The organism is Pseudomonas sp. LBUM1644 (genome assembly GCF_059716195.1).
The window spans coordinates 289,696-311,493 of the sequence record NZ_CP166812.1 but is presented as its reverse complement, the minus strand read 5'-3'; the positions used below and the strand labels follow the sequence as shown (position 1 = coordinate 311,493).

Genomic DNA, 21,798 nt, shown 5'->3' with positions numbered 1-21,798 from the left:
ATGCGCCTGCGGTTAATCCTCGGCTTGCTCTGCTGTCTGGCGGGTGCTGCTCACGCAGCGCCTGCCCCTCAAAAGGCCTACATCAGTTTGATCATCGATGACCTGGGGCAGAACTTGCCCCGGGATCGTCGCGTGCTGGCCTTGCCCGGCCCCGTGACCACGGCAATCACGCCCGACACGCCCCATGCCACCGAGTTTGCCCGTGAAGCCCATCGCGCCGGCAAGATCGTCATCCTGCACATGCCCATGGACCCGGCCACCGGCCCGTTCGCCTGGCATCCCGACTTGCCCATCGACGAACTCGAAAAACGCCTGAACGCCGCGTTCAAGGTCGTGCCATACACCGCTGGCATCAACAACCACATGGGCAGTCGCATGACCGCTCAGCCGGCCGCCATGGCCTGGCTGATGGCGGACTTGCAGCAGCGGCACAAGTTCTTCGTCGATAGCCGCACCAGTGCCCAGACCGTGGGAGCGGCCGAGGCGCAGAAAATTGGCTTGGCGAGTGTTTCGCGGGATGTATTCCTGGATGACGAGCGGACTGAGGCGGCGATCCTTACCCAGTTGCAGACGGCGATCAGCCTGGCGCATAAACAGGGCTCGGCGGTGATGATCGGGCATCCGTATCCGCAGACACTGGCGGTGCTGGAGCGCGAATTGCCGAAGCTGAAGGCTCAGGGAATTGTATGGATTGATATCAAGCAGATGATCAGCGTGCGCAGCAATCGCGCGACGGCTGCGCACGGAAAGGATGGGGTGTACCGCTGAAAAGATCGCAGCCTGCGGCAGCTCCTACAGGGCGCATACCCATGTAGGAGCTGCCGAAGGCTGCAATCTTTTGATTCACCCTAGAGATACCGCGCCATGATCTCGTCTACCTTGCCTTCCTTGCGCAGTTGGTCCAGCGCCGCTTGAAGCTTGGCAACCATCTCGTCCGACACATCTTTGTTCAATGCCAGGTACAACTCGGCGCTGTTGAAGCGCAGCACGGTCTTGAGCCCGGTGACACCGTCCTGGCGCGCCAGATAACGCCCGGCAGGGTCGCCGGTCGCCCACAGATCAATCTGGCCGTTGACCAGTTTCTTCGCATTGTCCTGATCGCGCAGTACAACCAATGGTTTCAAGCCTTGCTTGGCCAACGTCATGGCAATGGCATCGCCCTTGTACGCGCCAATTTTGTACTTTCGCGCGTCATCCAGTGTTTCGAGGGTGATTTTGCTGTCAGCCTTGGCCAGCATGATCCAGTCGTCCGGACCGATCGGCCCGACCCACTTGAAGAGCTTCTCGCGGTCCGGCAAACGTGCCATCACGAACGCACCGTAACCGGGGTTTTCCAGGGCAAGTTTGTAGACCCGCTCCCAGGGAAAGCGCAGCGTCAGGCTGTAGGTAACGTCGGCGCGCTTGAACATCTCTCGGACGATGTCGACGGCAATGCCGTTGATATTCTCGTCCTGAGCGAAGTTCTTGCCGTTTTTCGCCATGTTGTATGGCGGGAAGTTTTCTGTCAGCAACACCAGGTCGGCGTCGGGATTTTCTGCAGCGTGCACCCCATTGATGAGGAATAGAGAAGCACTGGCGAGGGCGAGAAGGAGGCGTTTGAGCATGTCTGGCTACCGAAATCCATGGCGTACCCAAGAGTGCCTTGAGCCCGCCATGATGTCCACTGGCCTGTATCGGTTTGTTTAGCGCATCACGATGCCGCGATGAGCCATGTAGGCCTTGGCTTCCTGCACCGTGTATTCGCCAAAGTGGAAAATACTCGCCGCCAATACCGCGCTGGCGTGGCCTTCGAGAATGCCATCGGCCAGGTGTTGCAGGTTGCCAACGCCACCGGAGGCGATGACCGGAATACCGAGCGCATCGCTGATGGCGCGGGTGACGCCCAGGTCGAAGCCGTTTTTCATGCCGTCCTGGTCCATGCTGGTCAACAGTATTTCACCTGCCCCCAGGCCTTCCATTTTTTTCGCCCATTCCACGGCGTCGAGTCCGGTAGGCTTGCGGCCACCGTGAGTGAAGATTTCCCAGCGCGGGGTTTCGCCCGGGCCGGAGACCTTCTTGGCGTCGATGGCGACGACGATGCACTGCGAGCCGAAATGCTGTGCCGCTTCGCCAACGAATTCTGGATTGAACACGGCCGCGGTGTTGATCGAAACCTTGTCCGCGCCAGCATTCAGCAGGTTGCGAATGTCCTGCACGGTGCGCACGCCACCGCCGACGGTCAGCGGGATGAACACCTGGCTGGCCATGCGCTCGACGGTATGCAGCGTGGTATCGCGACCGTCGACGCTGGCGGTGATGTCGAGAAAGGTAATCTCGTCGGCGCCCTGCTCGTCATAACGACGGGCGATTTCCACCGGGTCGCCGGCGTCACGAATATTCTCGAATTTCACACCTTTGACGACCCGGCCGTTATCCACGTCCAGGCAAGGGATGATGCGTTTGGCCAGCGCCATGGTCAGTCCTCAGCCTTTGTACGAATCGCAGAAAGCTTGCGCTTCGGCGACGTCGAGGGTGCCTTCGTAGATCGCCCGGCCGGTAATCGCGCCGATGATGCCTGGCGCCTTGGCGTCGAGCAGCGACTTGATATCACCGAGGTTGTGGATACCGCCGGAAGCGATCACCGGAATGCGCGTGGCAGCAGCCAGCGCAGCGGTGAACGGAACGTTGCAGCCCTGCATCATGCCGTCTTTGGCGATGTCCGTATAAACGATCGCGGACACGCCGTCGGCCTCGAATTGCTTGGCCAGGTCGATCACCTGAATGGTGCTGATTTCAGCCCAACCGTCGGTGGCGACGAAGCCATCCTTGGCATCCAGACCAACGATCACTTTGCCCGGGAACGCGCGGCAGGCTTCGGCGACGAAGGCTGGATCTTTCACGGCCTTGGTGCCGATGATCACGTAGCTCACGCCCGCTTTCACGTAGTGCTCGATGGTTTCCAGGGAACGGATACCGCCGCCGATCTGGATCGGCAGGTTCGGGTAGCGCTTGGCGATGGCGGTGACCACTTCGCCGTTGACCGGCTGGCCTTCGAAGGCGCCGTTCAGGTCGACCAGATGCAGACGGCGGCAACCGCCCTCCACCCACTTGGCAGCCATGCTCACCGGATCATCGGAGAACACTGTGGAATCTTCCATGCGGCCCTGGCGCAGACGAACACAGGCGCCGTCTTTAAGATCGATAGCGGGAATAATCAGCATCTGGCAAACCTTCAAATTCGATTGTTCAGCTTCGCTCGAAAATCAGTTTTTCTCGAGCGCCCACAGGTCGCTTTCGATGCTTTCGAACCTTTCTTTAAGGTGCGTCTGCACATCGAAAATCGCCCTGTTGTAATAGTGCGGCGCAATTTCGCGGGTAAACAGCTCAAGGATTTCGCCCGCTTCGAATGAACCCAGGTCCAGTTCGAAACGGTCTTCCATGAAGCGCTTGATCTTGTGATTGGCCTCGTTCTCCTGCTCGGGAGTGAGGGTCAGGATCGGCGGCTTTTTCTTGACGGCCATTTACCAGCGACCATCCCACGCAGCGAAGTTCTGCAGCAATTGCAGGCCATGGGTATGGCTCTTCTCCGGGTGGAACTGCACGGCAAAACGCGAGCCATCGGCCAACGCCGCTGCGAAGTCGACGCCGTAGTGACCGCCACCCACCACCTGCCGCGCATTGCCGGCCGCGATGTAGTAGCTGTGCACGAAATAGAAACGCGCCAGGTCCGGAATGTTGTGCCACAGCGGATGACTTACCGTCTGCTTCACTTCGTTCCAGCCCATGTGCGGGACTTTCAGGTGTTCGCCGTCTTCATGCAGGTCTTTGCCAAAGAACTTCACCGCGCCTGGGAACAGGCCGATGCAGTCGACGCCGTCGTTCTCTTCACTGCTGTCGAGCAAGGCTTGCATGCCGACGCAGATGCCGAGGAACGGACGGTCCTGGCTGACTTCACGCACCAGCGAGTCGAAACCCAGGCGACGGATCTCCGCCATGCAATCGCGAATCGCACCGACGCCGGGGAAAACTACCCGGTCGGCTTCGCGAATCACGTCCGCATCGCTGGTGATCAGGACCTTGCCGGCACCGACGTGCTCGAGGGCCTTGGCCACCGAGTGCAGGTTGCCCATGCCGTAATCGATAACCGCGACCGTCTGCATTACAGAACGCCTTTGGTCGACGGCATCTGACCGGCCATGCGGTCATCGAGCTCTACGGCCATGCGCAGGGCGCGGCCGAATGCCTTGAACACGGTTTCGATCTGGTGGTGAGTGTTGGTGCCACGCAGGTTGTCGATGTGCAGGCTGACGAGGGCGTGGTTGACGAAGCCCTGGAAGAATTCCTGGAACAGGTCAACGTCGAAGCCGCCGACGGTGGCGCGGGTATAAGGAACGTGCATCTGCAGGCCAGGACGGCCAGAGAAGTCGATCACCACGCGCGACAGCGCTTCATCGAGCGGCACATAGGCGTGGCCGTAGCGACGGATGCCTTTCTTGTCGCCGATGGCTTTGGCGAAGGCCTGACCCAAAGTGATACCAACGTCTTCCACGGTGTGGTGGTCGTCGATATGCAGGTCGCCCTTGCTGACAATATCCAGGTCGATCAGCCCGTGACGGGCGATCTGGTCCAGCATGTGCTCAAGAAAAGGAACACCGATATCAAATCGGGCCTTTCCGGTGCCATCCAGGTTGATCGAGGCTTTGATCTGGGTTTCCAGAGTATCGCGCTCGACTGACGCCTTACGTTCGGCCATCACCAGCTCCGCAAAATCATTGGGCGAAAAAGGTAACCATTATAGGGGCGCGGGCGGGAAACAGAAACACGAGAGGTGATATCGCTGACGGAGTGAATTCATCGCTGTTGGGGATAGACATGTCCATACAAGCAAAAGATCGCAGCCTTCGGCAGCTCCTACAGGGTTATGTGCACTCCTGTAGGAGCTGCCGAAGGCTGCGATCTTTTCAGGCATAAGCCAATGTGCCTGACACAACACATGTCAGGCACTCTGCATCTCTTAGTGGAACAGGACTGCCGTTTTCTGCAGGGTCACCCAAACACCCCACGCCAACGGAATGCCCACCACCAGCCATGCGGTAATCGCCAACGGCTTGCTGCCCGGCGCCGCTTTCCACTCCAGCACGGTGCTGCTGTCAGCCCCTTTGTCGTGGCCCAGCGCCTGCTCGGCAGCCAGCTCAGCGTCAGTCATGAAGTACTTGTCGGCTACCGGACGCACCAGCAGGTTGCAGAGGAAACCCAGCACCAGCAAGCCCGCGAGGATGTACAGCGTGATGTCGTAAGCCGCCGCGCGTTCAACGCCGATGCTCAACTGATACTCACGCAGGTAGTTCACCAACACCGGACCCAACACACCCGCCGCTGCCCACGCCGTCAACAGACGACCATGGATCGCACCGACCATTTGCGTGCCGAACAAGTCCGCAAGGTAAGCAGGAACGGTCGCAAAACCACCGCCGTACATCGACAGGATGATGCAGAACGCCGCCACGAACAGTGCAACGTTGCCCAGGTGACCGAGGTTTGGAATCAACGCGTACAGGGCAAAACCCAGTGCGAAGAACACGAAGTAGGTGTTTTTCCGGCCCAGGTAATCCGAGAACGAAGCCCAGAAGAACCGGCCACCGATATTGAACAAGCTCAGCAAACCAGTGAAACCGGCAGCAATCGCCGCGATCGAGGCCAGTTGCGCAGCGTCCAACTGGCCAAATGGCACGTCAACACCAATCAACTTGCCGCCGAACACTTCCTGCAACAGTGGCGAAGCCATGCCGAGGATGCCGATACCGGCAGATACGTTCAGGCACAGCACCAGCCATACCAGACGGAACTGCGGAGTCTTCCACGCCACGTTCACGTGGACGTGACGGTGAGTGATCATCGCGTTCGAGGCTTTTTTCGCCGAGGCGGTCCAGCCTTCAGGCTTCCAGCCCGTTGGCGGAACGCGGTAGGACAGTGCGCCACCGATCATGAACACGAAATAGATCGCGGCCATCACCAGAAAGCTCTGCCATACACCGACACTGTCTGGCGAAGCGAAGTGGCCCATCAGGGCTGCGGCCAGCGGAGCACCCACCATCGCGCCACCACCGAAACCCATGATCGCCATGCCGGTCGCCATACCGCGCTTGTCCGGGAACCACTTGATCAGGGTCGAGACCGGCGAGATGTAACCCAGGCCCAGGCCGATACCGCCAATGACCCCGGAGCCGACCCACATCAGCCAGATCTGGTGGGTATAAATCCCCAGCGCTGAAATCAGCAGGCCACCACACCAGCACAGTGCCGATACAACGCCAGCCTTGCGTGGCCCGGCGTGTTCCAGCCAGCCACCCCAGATCGCTGCCGAGCAGCCGAGGAAGATGAAGAACAGGGTGTAGATCCAGCCGAGCATCGAGATCGGCCAGTCGCATTGCGACGAGAAAACCTGCGAAATGAAGCTCATGTCCGGCGCGCAGGCCACTGACTTGGTCACACCCAAGGCTTTGGACAGCGGCAGCCAGAACACCGAGAAGCCGTAGGCCATGCCGATGCAAAGGTGGATGGCCAACGCGGCCGGTGGAACCAGCCAACGGTTGAAACCGGGCTTGGCGATGATGCGTTCCTTGGACAGGAACGCGGGCTGGCCGGCTATCAGGCCGTCCGCCGTGGTGCTCGTGGTCATTGTGTATCCCCCAATTATTAGTATGGTCCGCCAGCCACTCCTCACCTCCAGCCTTTATGCACACGCATGACTGTTTTTTCAGGCTGAAGCTCCGCTTGGTGCGACATCACGCCGCAGAAGGACGGACGAACCGGCAGAGGTTACCATTTGCAGGTGACAGAAAAACCAAACTGATATCACCTTTCGTACGTTATCCGATCTCCACACCTGTAGGAGCTGCCGAAGGCTACGATCTTTTGATCTTTGCTTCTGGTTACAACAATCAAAAGATCGCAGCCTTCGGCAGCGCCTACAGGGGGCCAACCGCGATACCCTCACGGGAAGGATATGCTGCTGGCGTGATCGCTGACCGGTCGTCCGTTTTGGAGCGCTATACTCCCCGGCTAAATTTCGAATTCGACTAACTACAAGGACTCGCCCATGAAAGCGTTCGGCAAAATCCTGGGTCTGGTGCTTCTCGGGCTGTTGCTGATCATTGTGGCGCTGGGCTTTGCCCTGACCCACCTCTTCGATCCCAACGACTATAAAGACGAGATTCGCCAGATTGCCCGCGACAAGGCCCACATCCAGCTGACGCTCAATGGCGACATTGGCTGGAGCCTGTTCCCGTGGCTGGGCCTGGAGTTGCACGAAGCCAGCGTCGCGACCCTGGTCAAACCCACCGAGCCGTTTGCCGATTTGCAGATGCTGGGCCTTTCGGTCCGGGTACTGCCGCTGCTGCGCCGTGAAGTGCAAATGAGTGACGTGCGCGTCGAAGGCTTGAACCTGCGCCTGAACCGCGACAAGGACGGCCACGGCAACTGGCAAGACATCGGCAAGGTGCCGGCGCCTGCCACCCCGGCCACGCCACCCGCCACCAATGGCGAACCTGCGCCAGTCCCGGAAACCACTGCCCAGGCAGAAAAACCGGCACAGCCCATCCGCCTGGACATCGACAGCCTGACCGTCAACAACGCCCGCGTCGAATACAGCGACGAGAAGACCGGCAAGCAGTTCAGCGCCGAAAGCATCCAGCTGAGTACCGGCCCGGTGCATGACTCAACCAACATTCCGGTCAAGCTCACGGCGTTCCTGGGCACCAATCAACCGGTTCTGCGAGTGCGCACCGAGCTCAATGGCGAGCTGCGTTTCGAACGCGCCTTGCAGCGCTACAAGCTTGAAGACATGAAATTGTCCGGTGAGGTCGCTGGCGATCCGCTGCAAGGCAAGACCATGACCTTTGCCGCTCAGGGGCAGTTGTTACTGGATAAAGCGGCGAACGTCGCCGAATGGACCGGCATCAAGATTTCCGCCAACCAACTGCGCGCGCTGGGCGAACTGAAGGTCAACGACCTCGACAAGACCCCGCAAATCAACGGCGGTATATCGATTGCCCAGTTCGACCTGGCGAAATTCGTCGACAGCATCGGCCAGAAACTTCCGGCCATGGCTGAAGGCAGCCTGAGCAAAGTCGAGTTGGTCAGCCGGGTGGCCGGCACGCCGACCAGTATCTCGTTCGACAACATCAACCTGAAAGTGGATGACAGCACCTTCAGCGGCCGAATCGCCGTCGAGGACTTCGCCAAACAGTCATTGCGCGCGGCCCTCAAGGCCGACACCTTCAACGCCGACCGTTACCTGCCCCCCAAATCCGCCGAAGCCAACAGTGCCACCCAGGTGCGTCAGGCCGAGGTCGCGAGTACCGAAGCCGATGCCATGGCGGGTGCGGGGAGCACCCCGCTGCCGGAAAAACCGACCAAAGACGCATGGAGTACCGAGCGCCTGTTGCCGGTGGAGCGCCTGAGCACTCTCGACCTGGACGCCGACCTGACCTTTGGCCAGTTGACCCTCGACAAATTGCCGATCCAGAACGCCGCGCTAAAAGCCACTGGCCAAGGCGGCCTGCTGACCCTGGAGAACCTGCGCGGCGACTTGTACGACGGCAACTTCGAATCCAAGGGCACCCTCGACGTGCGCCAGCAGGTGCCAGCGCTGAACATGCAGACGCGCATCAGCAAAGTGCCGGTGGAAAAGATCCTCGAAAGCCAAGGTAAAAATCCGCCGGTCAAAGGCCTGGTCACACTCAACAGTAACCTGACCGGCAGCGGCAACAGCCAGAAAGCACTGATCGAGAGCCTCAACGGCAACGCCAGTTTCGTCATCAACAACGGCGTGCTGCTCAATGCCAACCTCGAACAGCAACTGTGCAAAGGTATCGCGACACTCAATCGCAAAACCCTCAGCGGCGAGCCGCGCGGCAAAGACACGCCGTTCCAGGAACTCAAGGGTAACCTGACCTTTCGCAACGGCGTGGCCAGCAACCCGGACCTGAAAGTGCGCATCCCCGGCATGACCATCAATGGCGATGGCGACGTCGACCTGCGGGTGCTGGGCATGGATTACCGCGTCGGCATCATTGTCGAAGGCGATACCAGCGCCATGCCGGACCCGGCTTGCCAGGTCGGCGACAAGTTTGTCGGCGTCGAGTGGCCGCTGCGCTGCCGTGGCCCTCTGGAACTCGGCGCCAAGGCTTGCCGCATCGACAACGAGCGCATGGGCCAGGTCGCCACCAAAATGGCCGGCGACAAAATCAGCGAAAAAATCGACGAGAAGCTTGGCGACAAGGTCAGTCCGGAATTGAAAAACGCATTGAAGGGGCTGTTCAAGCGATGAGAGCCGAGCAGTTTTCATCGGCGGTGCTGGATTGGTACGACCGCCACGGCCGCCACGACCTGCCTTGGCAACAAGGCATCACCCCGTATCGGGTGTGGGTCTCGGAAATCATGTTGCAGCAAACCCAGGTCAGCACGGTGCTGAATTACTTCGACCGGTTCATGGCTTCATTGCCAACGGTCGAGGCACTGGCCGCCGCGCCGGAAGACGAAGTGCTGCACCTGTGGACCGGCCTCGGCTACTACACCCGCGCGCGCAATTTGCAGAAGACCGCGAAGATCATCGTTGCCGAGTACGGCGGCGAGTTTCCGCGAGACGTGGAAAAGCTTGTCGACCTGCCGGGCATTGGCCTGTCCACGGCCGGCGCCATCGCGAGCCTGAGCATGGGCCTGCGGGCGCCGATTCTCGATGGCAACGTCAAACGCGTCCTGGCGCGGTTTACAGCGCAAGAGGGGTATCCGGGCGAGCCGAAGGTCGCCAAACAGCTGTGGGCCAACGCTGAGCGTTTCACGCCGGATGATCGGGTCAACGCCTACACCCAGGCGATGATGGATCTGGGCGCCACGCTTTGTACTCGCAGCAAACCGAGTTGCCTGCTCTGTCCGCTGGAAAAAGGCTGCGAAGCGCACATGCTCGGCCTGGAAACCCGTTACCCGATCCCCAAACCGCGTAAAACCGTGCCACAGAAACGCACACTCATGCCGATGCTCGCCAACGGCGAAGGCGCGATTCTGCTTTACCGCCGGCCTTCCACGGGCTTGTGGGGCGGTCTCTGGAGCCTGCCGGAACTCGACGACCTCGACGACCTGCAACATCTGGCGTCGCAGCACTCGCTGGAACTGGGCAGCCAACAAGCGCTGCCAAGCCTGGTGCACACGTTCAGCCACTTCCAGTTATCCATCGAACCCTGGCTGGTCCAGGTCCAGGAGGCTGGCCATCACGTGGCCGAGGCCGACTGGCTCTGGTATAACCTCGCCACCCCGCCGCGCCTGGGCCTTGCCGCCCCGGTCAAAACCTTGCTCGAACGCGCGGCCGCCGTATTGAACGCAGGAGAGTCGTCATGACCCGCACCATCATGTGCCGCAAGTACAAAGAAGAATTACCCGCCCTGGAGCGCGCTCCGTTCCCGGGCGCTAAAGGCCAGGACATTTTTGACCACGTCTCGGCTAAGGCCTGGGCTGACTGGCAGAAGCACCAGACCCTACTGATCAACGAAAAACGCCTGAACATGATGAACGCCGAAGACCGCAAATATCTTCAGGGCGAGATGGACAAGTTCTTTTCCGGCGAGGATTACGCCAAAGCGGACGGCTACGTTCCGCCGGCTGAATAATCGCGCTTTTTCGAGGGTCGGAACGTAAGCGACGGTAATAATTAAAATTTTTTTGAAAACTTTCTTGACGACCCCCTGAAAAACCAGTTTAATGCGCCCCGTTGCCCAGATAGCTCAGTCGGTAGAGCAGGGGATTGAAAATCCCCGTGTCGGCGGTTCGATTCCGTCTCTGGGCACCAAATACCGAAAACCCTGAATCGCAAGATTCAGGGTTTTTTTATGCCTGGGATTTGATGAGACCCTCCTGGTACCCCTCGGGCCTGTCGGAACGCTCCGTATGCTTTAAGGGAAATGGACGACATACGCTGATCATCGGATTGGTCAGAATTGGAAGAGGAGCTGCCGCATTTCACGGGAGCAGATCCAACACAGGGATGTAGAAAAATGTCATGGGATGTCATTGGGATGTTGGCGCTTGTCGCCTTTTGCGCCGGCTTTTTTGATGCGATTGCCGGTGGTGGCGGCTTGATCACCTTGCCTGCGTTGTTTCTGGCAGGTGTAGATCCGATCAGTGCAATTGCAACGAACAAGTTCCAGGCCGCCTCAGCAACTATTTCGGCAACTGCAACCTTTGCTCGCAAGGGCATGATCGAGTGGCGCGAAGGCCGTTTCCTGGTGATCTGCGGATTTATTGGCGGTGCCAGTGGAGCCTTGCTGGTCAGCTCTATTGATAAGCGCTATCTGGAAGTGTGCGTGCCTATCATGCTGATTCTGGTGGCCATCTATTTTGCGTTGTCCCCAAAGCTGGCCAATGAAGATCGACGCAAGAGAATCGGTATTCTGCTTTTCTCGTTTACCGTGGCGCCGATCCTGGGCTTTTACGACGGTATATTTGGCCCCGGCGTGGGCTCTTTCTTTATCGTCGGTTTTGTACTTCTCTGCGGCTTGGGCATGATGCGGGCCATGAGTTTTACCAAGCTTGCCAACGCTTCATGCAACCTGGGCTCCCTGTCGGTCTTCATTACCAAAGGTGTGATTATCTGGCCGATAGCGATAGCCATGGCTTTGGCGGCTTTCATCGGCGCTCAATTGGGTGCACGAGCCGCTGTCCGGGTCGGCCCAAGGTTGATTAAACCTATGTTGATCGTGGTCTGCTGCGCCTTGGCGATCAAGCTGCTGAGCGTAGAAACCAATCCCCTACGCGTTGCGATCATCGATTCATTGGCGTCGTTATAATCACCAATGCTCACTCATCACCATTCCAGTGGAAAACCAGATTGCGAGGCGTACCGCTTCCAACGTCTGTCGTGTCACGTCGCTCCTCACCATTGCGCGTCGCGACTACGACGTACTTGCCCGGCGGTAGCTGAACGTAAACCAACGGGCCTGCCTGACTCAGTGTCAGTACGGTTGGCCCTGGCGACTTTTGAATGACGACATCCACATCGGGAATGTATTTGTTCTCCACTCCGACAGAGAAGCTCATGTGCAGGTTGTAGCCGGTGGTTTGCTGAATCGCCTTGGACTCATCCTCGCCGATACCGCCGGACAGGTAGGTGACGCCGTTTTGTTCTTGCCGCTGGACTTGCACGCCTGAATTATCGATGGGGTCAAGACTGGCGGCCTGCAGCATCACCGGGAACATCAACAGGCTGACCGCGGCGAGCGGCAGGATGAATGCATGGACGTGTTTCATGATGGGTACTCCGGGGCTCCGCAGAACCCATTCGTTACCCTATTTTTGATTGCCCTGCGTACGGCCAGTTTTAGATTGATTCGACGTTGGCGTCACTGCGAATTGGACTACGCGCTGTATTCCTCAAACCTGGATTGCTGTCGGAACGATCCTGCGAGACCCATCGGACTCTCCTTCCAATTTCCCAGACGCGCCCGGCATCGCGAACCCACCCACCCCTGCAATCCTCTTCGGCCTATTCTCCAGCCGCGGAAAATTTCATGAGCGCACTCAAACCCGGAAATACACAAGAGCCGCAGCTCGCCTCATTGCTTGGCAATCTTGGTGAGCTGATACGTGAGGCGCGGCAGAAGGTGTTGCGAGCGGTCGATACGGTCCAGGTGCAAACCTGTTGGCAGATTGGACGGCATATCGTGGAGTTCGAGCAGGAAGGGGCTCGGCGAGCGGGTTATGGCAAGCAGTTGTTGGCAACCCTTGCTCAGAGTCTGACAGCGGAATTCGGAAAAGGCTTTGACAGCTCCAACCTTCGCTACATGCGCTTGTTCTATCAAGCATTCCCAATTCGTGACGCACTGCGTCACGAATTGAGCTGGACCCACTACCGCAGGCTTTTGCGAGTCGACAGTGACATGGCACGCAAGTGGTACATGGACGAAGCCGCCAATCAAAACTGGTCAAGCCGCGCACTGGAACGCCAGATCAACACCCTCTACTACGAGCGCCTGCTGATGAGTCGGGACAAGTCACCCGTCATGACGGAAGCCGCCACCAACATCCACGCGATGAACGACAGCCCTCGGGAATTCATCCGGGATCCGGTGATGCTGGAGTTTCTCGGCCTGCCTAGTGCAGGAATCGTTCTGGAAACCGAACTTGAACAAGCCCTCATCGAGCAGCTTCAGGGCTTCCTGCTTGAATTGGGCAAAGGCTTCGCTTTCATCGCCCGCCAGCAACGCATAAGCACCGAAGGCAGAGACTTCTACATCGATCTGGTGTTCTACAACTACCTGCTCAAATGCTTCGTCATCTTCGATCTCAAGCGCGGCGAACTAACTCATCAGGATGTCGGGCAGATGGATATGTATGTGCGCATGTATGACGACCTCAAACGCAACGAGGAAGACGGACCGACCGTCGGCATCATTCTTTGCGCACAAAAAAACGAGTCAGTGGTGCGCTACTCGGTGCTGCAAGGCAACGAACAGCTGTTCGCCAGCAAGTACAAGCTGGTGCTCCCGAGTGAAGAAGAGCTGCGCACAGAACTGGATCGGGAACGGGCGGCAATTGAACAGCGACTGCTCGATCAGTTACCCGGATGACCACGGCTGGATTGTTCATATGCGAGGTGAAGACTATCGTTGGCAGCTACTCGCAAAGGTTCGAAGCCGATGAATCTGCAGGACATGCCTTCACTGGCACCGGCCCAGGCAGCATTACCGCTGCCAACCTCCACGCCCGGCGAACCGTTCGACGAACCCGCCGCAGACGGCTTTATCCTCGGCGGTTTCAGCTGGCAACATGCCCATCCAGACGCGACCCGGCCAGTCGTGATCATCAACGCCGCCACCTCCGTGCGCTGCCGCCACTATTCACGCTTCGCCGATTATCTGTTTGCCAATGGTTTCGACGTGATCATCTACGACTACCGTGGCATCGGCGAATCTCGCCCCGCATCGCTGAAAAAACTCGACGCCTCATGGACCGATTGGGGTGCGCAGGACTTTGAAGCGATGCTCAAGCGCGCTCAGCGCGAATTCCCCGGCCAACCTGTCGATGTCGTCGGCCACAGCTTTGGAGGCTGCGCAGCGGGCCTGGGAGCGTCTGGGCACTTAATCCGGCGCTTGGTGACAGTCGGCGCGCAATTCGCTTACTGGCGCGACTATACGCCCGCCCGTCGCTGGCGGATGTTCGGCAAATGGCACTTGGTGATGCCATTGATGACGATGTTCTACGGCTATTTCCCCGGCAAACGCCTCGGCTGGCTGGAAGACACGCCCGCCGGCGTGGTGCGCGACTGGTGCACACCGACGTCTCGCTACGAAAAACGTCCCAGTGGTCGCGCTCTACATGCAAAAACCGGCAGCCTGCCCTTCGCCAACGTCACCGCGAAGACCCTGGCCATCAGCATCAGCGACGATCCTTATGGCACGATTCCAGCCATCGAGCGCCTGCTTGGCTACTTCACCGCCAGCACAAACACCCACCTGCGAATCGCCCCCGAAGACATAGGCGAGGAAGAAGTCGGACATTTCGCCTTTTTTCGCAGCGCATACCAAGCCACACTATGGCCCATTGCATTGTCCTGGCTGCGAAGCGGCGAACTGGCCCCCGATACCCCCGGGCGGACAGTACCGCGCAGCGAGTCCTTTTAACGCACGACGGATCAAAAACCATGGCCTCCGCCAACAAACAGCAAAAACGCGCTACCCGCGCTAAAGCCAAGGCTAAACAGAACCGCACACAACGCGCCGCCGCGCCGGTCGAGCTGGACCCGAACGATGATCGGATCGACTTCGAATCGGTGGACCTGACCGAACTGTTCAAGAAAATGATCGACGCTGAAAAAACCAGTCAGCAAGCCATGTGCATCGCTTTCCTCGAAGACCCGCTGCTGGAGCTGGTGTACGAGCAGGAAGGAGAAGAAGGCGCGATGGATTTCATCCTCGCGGCGCTGATCGAGTATCGCCAATGGTCCGCTGAAGTCGACGAAGCCAGCGCCCTGGCGTGGATCGAATCCCCGACCTTCCAGGCTGACTACGTGGCAGCGTCCGACGTGATTGCAGCCCAAACCCAACAGAAAGCAAACTGAGTTCCCATGGCCTCCCTGAACAAGCAACAGAAACGCGCCAAACGCGCCAAGATCAAAGCCAAGCAAATCAACATCCACGGCAGGAAACCCGCCGCACTGGACGATGACCTGGGCGAAATCGGCGAACCGATCCCGGAATACACCCTGTCGATGTTCAGCAAAATGCGCGACGCGGAAGCTGTCAGCCGCAACGACATGCTGCTGACCCTGCTATCTAACCTCGCCGGGATCATCAGCGACCATCCAGAATTGCTGGACATGGAAAACGCCGACAATGAAGCCATGGCCGCCACTCACCTGGCCGCCGACATGCTGATCGACTACCGCATGTGGGCCGACGGCATGGACCGCGAAACAGCGCAGGCCTGGCTGACCGACGCGCAGTTCATCACTGACTTCGGCGATGCGCTGGACAGCTATCGCCAGACGTTGGACGCGCAGGAAAAATAGGGCGAGTAAACACTGCCCTAAGAAACAAAAAACGGCCGCTTGTCATCACTGACAGCGGCCGTTTTGCGTTACGCGATGCGAATCAGTTCAGTACCACCGCGCCACGTTTTTCCAGTTTGCGACGGCGAGCCACGAACAAGCCGGCAGCCACTACGCACAGACTCAGCAGGCCGGTCGCAAGGATCTCCACGCGATGGGCTTCCTGGAACAGCATGATGGTCAGGGCGCCGACGATGAACACGATCACCGCATAGGTCAGGCCAGGGAATAGCCACATGCTGAAAGCGATTTTCTCGCCACGCGCCATGCGCTGCTTACGCATGCGCAATTGCGAAAACGCGATCACCAGGTACACCAGCAGCGCGATGGCGCCGGAACTGGCCAGCAGAAAGTCGAACACGGCGGCCGGGGCCACATAGTTGGCGAACACCGCAAGGAACGCTGCGCCGGTCGACAACATCACGGCCCAGTAAGGCGTGCCGCTCTTATTGGTGCGTTGGGAAATGGCCGGCGCATCACCGCGCTTGCCCAGGGAGAACATCATGCGCGAAGCCGTGTAGAGCGCCGAGTTCAGGCAGCTTGTTACCGCAACCAGAACAACGATGTCGACGATCAGCTTGGCATTCGGGATGCCCATGCGCTCAAGCACAGTCTGGTAAGAGCCGACGCTGGCCAGAATCGGGTCGTTCCAAGGGACCAGGGCCACAACGATGAAGATCGACACGAGGTAGAACAAGCCAATCCGCCAGATCACCGAGTTGGTGGCCTTGGAGATTTGCTGGCCAGGGTTCTTCGATTCCGCGGCCGCGATGGTCACGATCTCGGTACCCATGAAGGAAAACATGGTCGTCAGAATGGCGCCGAGGACCGCGCCCATGCCGTTTGGCAGGAAGCCTTGGGTGTCAAACAGGTGCGATACGCCGCTAACCTGGCTGGTCGGCAGGAAGCCGAAAATCGCCAGAATGCCAAGGCCAATGAACCCGATGATCGCTATGACTTTGACCAGGGCGAACCAGAATTCGAACTCACCGTAGTTCTTCACACTGAACAGGTTAGTGATGGTCAGCAGCAACGTGATGATCAACGTAAAGGCCCAGATCGCCACGTTCGGAAACCAGGCGTGCAGGATGGTCGCGGCGGCGTTGGCCTCCAGCGGGATAACCAGCACCCAGAACCACCAGTACAACCAGCCGATGGTGAAACCTGCCCAGTGACCGATCGCGCGATCGGCATACGTCGAAAATGAACCGGTGTCTGGCGATGCAACAGCCATCTCGCCCAGCATGCGCATTACCAATACCACCAGAGCACCGGCGGCGGCGTAGGCCAACAGCACGGCTGGGCCGGCGGCGGCGATTGCGTGCCCCGAGCCGACGAACAGGCCGGCACCGATAACCCCGGCAATCGACAGCATCGTCACATGACGCGGTTTGAGCCCCTGTTCGAGGCCGTTAGAGCTTTGGGTACTGCTCATTGAAACTACCTTTGTAAGGAAAAGCGAATGCGTGCATCCCGCTTGGTGTTCCTTCTCGTAAAAAGAAACCAACGGGGCGTTCTGGATTCTGTACGCAAGATTTGCGCCAAAATGTTTCAAACCCTTCTAACCCGGCGATCTCGTCTTGACCGGACAGTCATCGCAAGTCATTGAGATTAATGGCAATTAGCCAGAGCGTTACCCTGTTACCCACTTTTATAACGAAGCAGCGCACCAGAAACACACCCGAAAAAACACTCGACGCACAATAAAAGCGCAGATCAGGAACGTTTGTCCGGATAGCGCTTCCAACACCCCGCCAAAGCTGGCAACATCGCGCCCTTTTTTACGCGACAGCCCAGCTGGCTCTGGTTAAAACGGCTGTTCGGTTGTTGATTGAGCGACAGTGTGCTGTACCGATGCGACAACCTGCCACACGCCACCCGTTTACCGCCCGTAGCGCTGTAGGCTGCCATTCCGGCGTTATGCTAGGTTGGCCGCCTTGCCAGGAAGGCCCGCCAACAGCAGGAGCGCAATACACAATGAGGAACGCACATGGCTGAGGCCACGCCCGCGCTTGAAATCCGCAACTTGCACAAACGCTACGGACAGCTGGAGGTGCTTAAAGGCATCTCGCTGACCGCCCGCGACGGCGATGTGATCTCGATCCTGGGTTCCTCCGGTTCCGGCAAGTCCACGTTCCTTCGTTGCATCAACCTGCTGGAAAACCCGCACCAGGGCCAAATCCTGGTGGCGGGCGAAGAACTCAAACTCAAAGCCGCCAAGAACGGCGAACTGGTTGCCGCCGACGGCAAACAGATCAACCGCCTGCGCAGCGAGATCGGTTTTGTGTTTCAAAACTTTAATCTCTGGCCGCACATGAGCGTGCTCGACAACATCATCGAGGCCCCTCGTCGCGTACTCGGCCAAAGCAAAGCCGAAGCCATCGAAGTCGCCGAAGCCTTGCTGGCCAAGGTCGGCATCGCCGACAAACGCCACGCGTATCCGGCTGAACTCTCTGGCGGCCAGCAACAACGCGCGGCCATCGCCCGCACGCTGGCGATGCAGCCCAAGGTGATCCTGTTCGACGAGCCCACCTCCGCTCTTGACCCGGAAATGGTCCAGGAAGTACTTAATGTCATCCGCGCATTGGCCGAAGAAGGCCGCACCATGCTGCTGGTCACCCACGAAATGGGCTTCGCCCGTCAGGTGTCCAGTGAAGTGGTCTTCCTCCACCAGGGCCTGGTAGAAGAGCAAGGATCGCCACAGCAGGTGTTCGAAAACCCGCTTTCGGCGCGCTGCAAACAATTCATGTCCAGCAACCGCTAACGGAGCTACCCGCATGCAGAACTACAAGAAGGTCTTCCTGGCCGCCGCCGTCACCCTGGCCTTCAGCGCCGGCGCCATGGCCGAAACCTTGAAGATGGGCATCGAAGCGGCCTACCCGCCGTTCAACAACAAAGATGCCAGTGGCAATGTCGTCGGCTTCGACAAGGAAATCGGTGACGCCCTGTGCGCCAAGATGAAAGTCGAGTGCACCGTGGTCACCTCCGACTGGGACGGCATCATCCCGGCCCTGAACGCCAAGAAGTTCGATTTCCTGATCTCCTCGATGTCGATCACCGAGGAGCGCAAGCAAGCGGTGGACTTCACCGACCCGTACTACTCCAACAAGCTGCAATTCATCGCCAAGAAGGACGTCGACTTCAAAACCGACAGGGCCTCCCTGCAAGGCAAAGTGATCGGCGCACAACGTGCGACCCTCGCTGGCACCTGGATGGAAGACAACATGGAAGGCGTTGAAGTCAAACTCTACGACACCCAGGAAAACGCTTACCTGGACCTGACTTCCGGTCGCCTGGACGGCATCCTGGCGGACAAGTACGTCAACTATGAGTGGCTGAAAAGCGACGCCGGCCGCCCTTACGAATTCAAGGGTGACCCTGTGGAAGAAAGCGACAAGATCGGTATCGCTGTACGTAAAGGCGACACGATCCGCGCGAAGCTGAACCTCGCGCTGAAAGAAATCGTCGCTGACGGCACCTACAAGAAGATCAACGACAAGTACTTCCCGTTCAGCATCTATTGATTCTGACCTGCCGAACTGGCGCCGTACTTTAACGGCGCCAGTCCCCGGCATCGCCTGCCGCGATTTGAAAAGAAATCCATGACTATCGATCTCTACGGATTCGGTCCGGCGCTCGCCGCTGGTGCACTGATGACTGTGAAACTGGCACTGTCGGCCTTGTGCCTTGGGCTGGTGCTCGGTCTGCTCGGCGCCTTGGCCAAGACGTCCCCGTACAAGCCGCTGCAATGGCTTGGCGGCACTTATTCGACGCTGGTTCGCGGTATTCCGGAATTGCTCTGGGTGCTGTTGATCTATTTCGGCACGGTCAACCTGATGCGTGCCCTGGGTGAGTTTTTCGGCAAACCTGATCTTGAACTCAATGCCTTCGCCGCTGGCGTGATTGCGCTGGGGCTGTGCTTCGGCGCCTATGCCACCGAAGTGTTTCGGGGTGCGATTCTGGCGATCCCCAAAGGTCACCGTGAAGCCGGCGTGGCGTTGGGCCTGTCGAAATGGCGCATCTTCACCCGGCTGATCATGCCGCAGATGTGGCGCATCGCCTTGCCCGGCCTGGGCAACCTGTTCATGATCCTGATGAAGGACACTGCCTTGGTGTCGGTCATCGGCCTGGAAGAAATCATGCGCCACGCGCAAATCGGTGTGACCGTGTCCAAACAACCGTTCACCTTTTATATGGTGGCCGCGTTCATGTACCTGGGCCTGACGATTCTCGCCATGACCGGCATGCATTTCATGGAAAAACGCGCCGGCCGCGGTTTCGCAAGGAGCACCCAATGAACTGGGAAGTCATTATCAAGTGGCTGCCGAAACTGGCTCAGGGCGCGACGCTGACCCTGGAACTGGTGGCCATTGCTGTGATTGCCGGTCTGTTGCTGGCGATTCCGCTGGGCATCGCGCGCTCGTCGCGACTCTGGTATGTACGGGCAATTCCCTACGGCTACATCTTCTTTTTCCGTGGCACGCCGTTGCTGGTTCAACTGTTCCTGGTCTACTACGGGCTGGCGCAATTCGATGCAGTCCGTAACAGCGCGATGTGGCCGTACCTGCGCGATCCTTTCTGGTGCGCCACCGCGACCATGACCCTGCACACGGCGGCGTACATCGCCGAGATCCTGCGCGGCTCGATTCAGGCGATTCCAAAGGGCGAGATCGAAGCCGCCCGGGCGCTGGGCATGTCCCGCGCCAAAGCGATGTTCTACATCATGCTGCCGCGCGCTGCGCGCATCGGCCTGCCGGCCTACAGCAATGAAGTGATTCTGATGCTCAAGGCCAGTGCCCTGGCCAGTACCGTGACCTTGCTGGAACTCACCGGCATGGCTCGCACCATCATTGCCCGGACTTATCTGCCGGTGGAGATCTTCTTTGCGGCGGGCATGTTCTACCTGGTGATGGCTTACGTGCTGGTCCGCGGCTTCAAGCTGCTGGAGCGCTGGCTGCGCGTCGATGCCTGCCAAGGGCGTTGATTCCCGCGTGTTGACGGGCGAGGCCCTGCTCGCTCGTTTCACGGCGCTGGATGCTTTTCTGATTGAGCATCAGGCGTTGTGGAAACCTCGGCCGTTTACTCAACTTCGGCTGCCTTGGGAAGCGTCCTACCCGGAGCTGGCTTTATGGCTACGCGGGCGTTCGCTGGCAGAGGCAGAAAGCGCTCACAACCAACCTGCTCTTTTGGAGGCGCCCGAGCCGTTTGTTTCACTGGCGGCACTGTCCGCTGGGCTAAGCGCGGTGGGTGAGTTGCCAGCTCATGGGCTTGCACCAGCCGGGCATCGACTGAATGTCGATGTGCCGGGACGCAAGTGGCAACAGATCGAAGCGTTCGCCAGTCGCTTGTCGTTTGCTGCATCGCCGAAGCATTGGCTGGATTGGTGTTCTGGTAAAGGCCACTTGGGTCGGCGCCTGCTGCAACCCGGTCAGCAGCTCACGTGTCTTGAGCATGATCCGGCGCTGGTGCTTAGCGGCCAGGCGCTCAGCCTGCGTCATCATTTGCATGCGCTGCATATCGAGCAGGATGTGTTGGCGGCGGACGCACCTGCGCTGTTGAATGCCGATCACACGCCAGTAGCGCTGCACGCCTGTGGCGACCTGCATGTGCGACTGATCCAGCTCGCCACGGCTGCAGGCTGTAAACAGATAGCCATCGCGCCCTGCTGCTATAACCGGATCAATCTGACCGGGTATCAGCCAGTTTCCTCGGTTGCCCATCACTCCAACCTGAAGCTGTCACTGGATGATCTCTCACTCCCGATGAGCGAAACCGTCACCGCCGGTGCCCGCGTCCGACGGCAGCGCGATACGTCGATGGCCCGGCGCCTGGCGTTCGACTTGCTGCAACGGCAACTGCGCGGCGTTGATGAATACCTGCCGACCCCTTCCCTGCCAAGTGCCTGGCTGGACAAATCTTTCGCCGATTACTGCCATCATTTGGCCGCACTCAAAGAGTTATCCACAATGGGCCCGCAAGATTGGTCTGCAGTCGAAGCGGCCGGTTGGCGGCGATTAGCTGAAGTGCGCAACCTGGAGCTGCTGCGCGGACTTTTCCGACGCCCGCTGGAGCTTTGGCTGGTGCTTGATCGGGCGCTTTTTCTCACCGAACAGGGATACACCGTTCGCCTCGGAACCTTCTGCGAAACGCCGCTCACGCCGCGTAATTTCCTACTGTTGGCCGAGCGCGTCTAAACCAACGCAGCCTGTGGATAACTCTGT

The 21,798-nt window shown here is 58.9% G+C and carries 23 protein-coding genes and 1 tRNA gene; 15 read left to right on the top strand and 9 right to left on the bottom strand.

What is annotated here, in order from left to right:
• Entirely contained in the window at positions 1–768 is a 768-nt protein-coding gene (locus tag ACA052_RS01500; protein WP_497648090.1) for a divergent polysaccharide deacetylase family protein, read from the top strand.
• An 80-nt stretch (positions 769–848) separates the two neighbouring features.
• Here ACA052_RS01500 and ACA052_RS01495 read toward each other — a convergent pair whose 3' ends face one another.
• The 7 genes from ACA052_RS01495 to ACA052_RS01465 form a co-directional block, all read right to left on the bottom strand.
• Entirely contained in the window at positions 849–1,604 is a 756-nt protein-coding gene (locus ACA052_RS01495) for a substrate-binding periplasmic protein (protein ID WP_497648089.1), read from the bottom strand.
• A 78-nt stretch (positions 1,605–1,682) separates the two neighbouring features.
• On the bottom strand, positions 1,683–2,453 hold the full coding sequence (hisF, locus tag ACA052_RS01490; RefSeq protein WP_007897430.1) for an imidazole glycerol phosphate synthase subunit HisF: 771 nt from the start codon (positions 2,451–2,453) through the stop codon (positions 1,683–1,685).
• Between the two features lie 9 nt (positions 2,454–2,462).
• Positions 2,463–3,200, bottom strand: a complete 738-nt coding sequence (gene hisA / locus ACA052_RS01485) for a 1-(5-phosphoribosyl)-5-[(5-phosphoribosylamino)methylideneamino]imidazole-4-carboxamide isomerase (protein ID WP_010464588.1) — start codon at positions 3,198–3,200, stop codon at positions 2,463–2,465.
• Positions 3,201–3,242: 42 nt separating this feature from the next.
• Positions 3,243–3,500, bottom strand: coding sequence for a DUF2164 domain-containing protein (locus ACA052_RS01480; protein ID WP_095167374.1), 258 nt, complete (start codon positions 3,498–3,500; stop codon positions 3,243–3,245).
• Positions 3,501–4,139 (bottom strand): imidazole glycerol phosphate synthase subunit HisH, encoded by a 639-nt coding sequence (gene hisH, locus ACA052_RS01475; RefSeq protein WP_090176778.1) that lies wholly within the window; start codon positions 4,137–4,139, stop codon positions 3,501–3,503.
• The gene (gene hisB, locus ACA052_RS01470) at positions 4,139–4,732 is read right to left on the bottom strand and encodes an imidazoleglycerol-phosphate dehydratase HisB (protein ID WP_003218037.1); all 594 of its coding nucleotides are present in this window, start codon (positions 4,730–4,732) and stop codon (positions 4,139–4,141) included. Before hisB ends, hisH begins: the two co-directional genes overlap by 1 nt.
• A 261-nt stretch (positions 4,733–4,993) precedes the next feature.
• The gene (locus ACA052_RS01465; RefSeq protein WP_497648088.1) at positions 4,994–6,658 is read right to left on the bottom strand and encodes an OFA family MFS transporter; all 1,665 of its coding nucleotides are present in this window, start codon (positions 6,656–6,658) and stop codon (positions 4,994–4,996) included.
• A 420-nt stretch (positions 6,659–7,078) separates the two neighbouring features.
• Here ACA052_RS01465 and ACA052_RS01460 point away from each other — a divergent pair, with 420 nt between their 5' ends.
• The 5 genes from ACA052_RS01460 (at position 7,079) to ACA052_RS01440 (ending at position 11,819) form a co-directional block, all read left to right on the top strand.
• Complete coding sequence (locus tag ACA052_RS01460; protein ID WP_497648087.1) at positions 7,079–9,310, top strand: AsmA family protein; 2,232 nt, start codon at positions 7,079–7,081, stop codon at positions 9,308–9,310.
• Positions 9,307–10,374: an A/G-specific adenine glycosylase gene (gene mutY / locus ACA052_RS01455; RefSeq protein ID WP_497648086.1), complete on the top strand. Its 1,068-nt coding sequence runs from the start codon at positions 9,307–9,309 to the stop codon at positions 10,372–10,374. The genes ACA052_RS01460 and mutY overlap by 4 nt, the downstream gene beginning before the upstream one ends.
• The gene (locus tag ACA052_RS01450) at positions 10,371–10,643 is read left to right on the top strand and encodes an oxidative damage protection protein (RefSeq protein ID WP_064675437.1); all 273 of its coding nucleotides are present in this window, start codon (positions 10,371–10,373) and stop codon (positions 10,641–10,643) included. Before mutY ends, ACA052_RS01450 begins: the two co-directional genes overlap by 4 nt.
• A gap of 103 nt (positions 10,644–10,746) precedes the next feature.
• Positions 10,747–10,822 (top strand) — tRNA-Phe (locus ACA052_RS01445).
• Positions 10,823–11,027: 205 nt separating this feature from the next.
• The gene (locus tag ACA052_RS01440) at positions 11,028–11,819 is read left to right on the top strand and encodes a TSUP family transporter (RefSeq protein ID WP_497650250.1); all 792 of its coding nucleotides are present in this window, start codon (positions 11,028–11,030) and stop codon (positions 11,817–11,819) included.
• Between the two features lie 10 nt (positions 11,820–11,829).
• On the opposite strand, the gene ACA052_RS01435 is transcribed toward ACA052_RS01440, so the two are convergent.
• Positions 11,830–12,279 carry a carboxypeptidase regulatory-like domain-containing protein gene (locus tag ACA052_RS01435; protein WP_497648085.1) on the bottom strand — a complete coding sequence of 150 codons (450 nt, stop codon included), beginning with the start codon at positions 12,277–12,279 and terminating at the stop codon, positions 11,830–11,832.
• A 260-nt stretch (positions 12,280–12,539) separates the two neighbouring features.
• Here ACA052_RS01435 and ACA052_RS01430 point away from each other — a divergent pair, with 260 nt between their 5' ends.
• The 4 genes from ACA052_RS01430 (at position 12,540) to ACA052_RS01415 (ending at position 15,538) form a co-directional block, all read left to right on the top strand.
• Entirely contained in the window at positions 12,540–13,598 is a 1,059-nt protein-coding gene (locus ACA052_RS01430; protein WP_497648084.1) for a PDDEXK nuclease domain-containing protein, read from the top strand.
• 69 nt (positions 13,599–13,667) lie between these two features.
• Positions 13,668–14,651 carry an alpha/beta hydrolase family protein gene (locus tag ACA052_RS01425; RefSeq protein WP_497648083.1) on the top strand — a complete coding sequence of 328 codons (984 nt, stop codon included), beginning with the start codon at positions 13,668–13,670 and terminating at the stop codon, positions 14,649–14,651.
• Positions 14,652–14,671: 20 nt separating this feature from the next.
• A complete protein-coding gene (locus tag ACA052_RS01420) occupies positions 14,672–15,088 on the top strand; it encodes a hypothetical protein (protein WP_497648082.1) in 417 nt (138 codons plus the stop codon).
• A gap of 6 nt (positions 15,089–15,094) precedes the next feature.
• A complete protein-coding gene (locus ACA052_RS01415) occupies positions 15,095–15,538 on the top strand; it encodes a hypothetical protein (RefSeq protein ID WP_497648081.1) in 444 nt (147 codons plus the stop codon).
• 82 nt (positions 15,539–15,620) lie between these two features.
• Here the strand turns inward: ACA052_RS01415 and gabP are convergent, their stop codons facing one another.
• On the bottom strand, positions 15,621–17,012 hold the full coding sequence (gabP, locus tag ACA052_RS01410) for a GABA permease (protein ID WP_497648080.1): 1,392 nt from the start codon (positions 17,010–17,012) through the stop codon (positions 15,621–15,623).
• Positions 17,013–17,567: 555 nt separating this feature from the next.
• Between gabP and ACA052_RS01405 the strand changes: the two genes are divergently transcribed.
• The 5 genes from ACA052_RS01405 (at position 17,568) to ACA052_RS01385 (ending at position 21,771) form a co-directional block, all read left to right on the top strand.
• Complete coding sequence (locus ACA052_RS01405) at positions 17,568–18,341, top strand: ABC transporter ATP-binding protein (protein ID WP_065257721.1); 774 nt, start codon at positions 17,568–17,570, stop codon at positions 18,339–18,341.
• Between the two features lie 13 nt (positions 18,342–18,354).
• Positions 18,355–19,101 carry an ABC transporter substrate-binding protein gene (locus ACA052_RS01400; protein ID WP_497648079.1) on the top strand — a complete coding sequence of 249 codons (747 nt, stop codon included), beginning with the start codon at positions 18,355–18,357 and terminating at the stop codon, positions 19,099–19,101.
• Between the two features lie 78 nt (positions 19,102–19,179).
• Positions 19,180–19,875, top strand: coding sequence for an ABC transporter permease (locus tag ACA052_RS01395; protein ID WP_497648078.1), 696 nt, complete (start codon positions 19,180–19,182; stop codon positions 19,873–19,875).
• The gene (locus ACA052_RS01390) at positions 19,872–20,561 is read left to right on the top strand and encodes an ABC transporter permease (RefSeq protein ID WP_497648077.1); all 690 of its coding nucleotides are present in this window, start codon (positions 19,872–19,874) and stop codon (positions 20,559–20,561) included. Before ACA052_RS01395 ends, ACA052_RS01390 begins: the two co-directional genes overlap by 4 nt.
• A complete protein-coding gene (locus ACA052_RS01385) occupies positions 20,542–21,771 on the top strand; it encodes a methyltransferase (RefSeq protein ID WP_497648076.1) in 1,230 nt (409 codons plus the stop codon). The genes ACA052_RS01390 and ACA052_RS01385 overlap by 20 nt, the downstream gene beginning before the upstream one ends.
• The last annotated feature ends 27 nt before the right edge of the window (positions 21,772–21,798 follow it).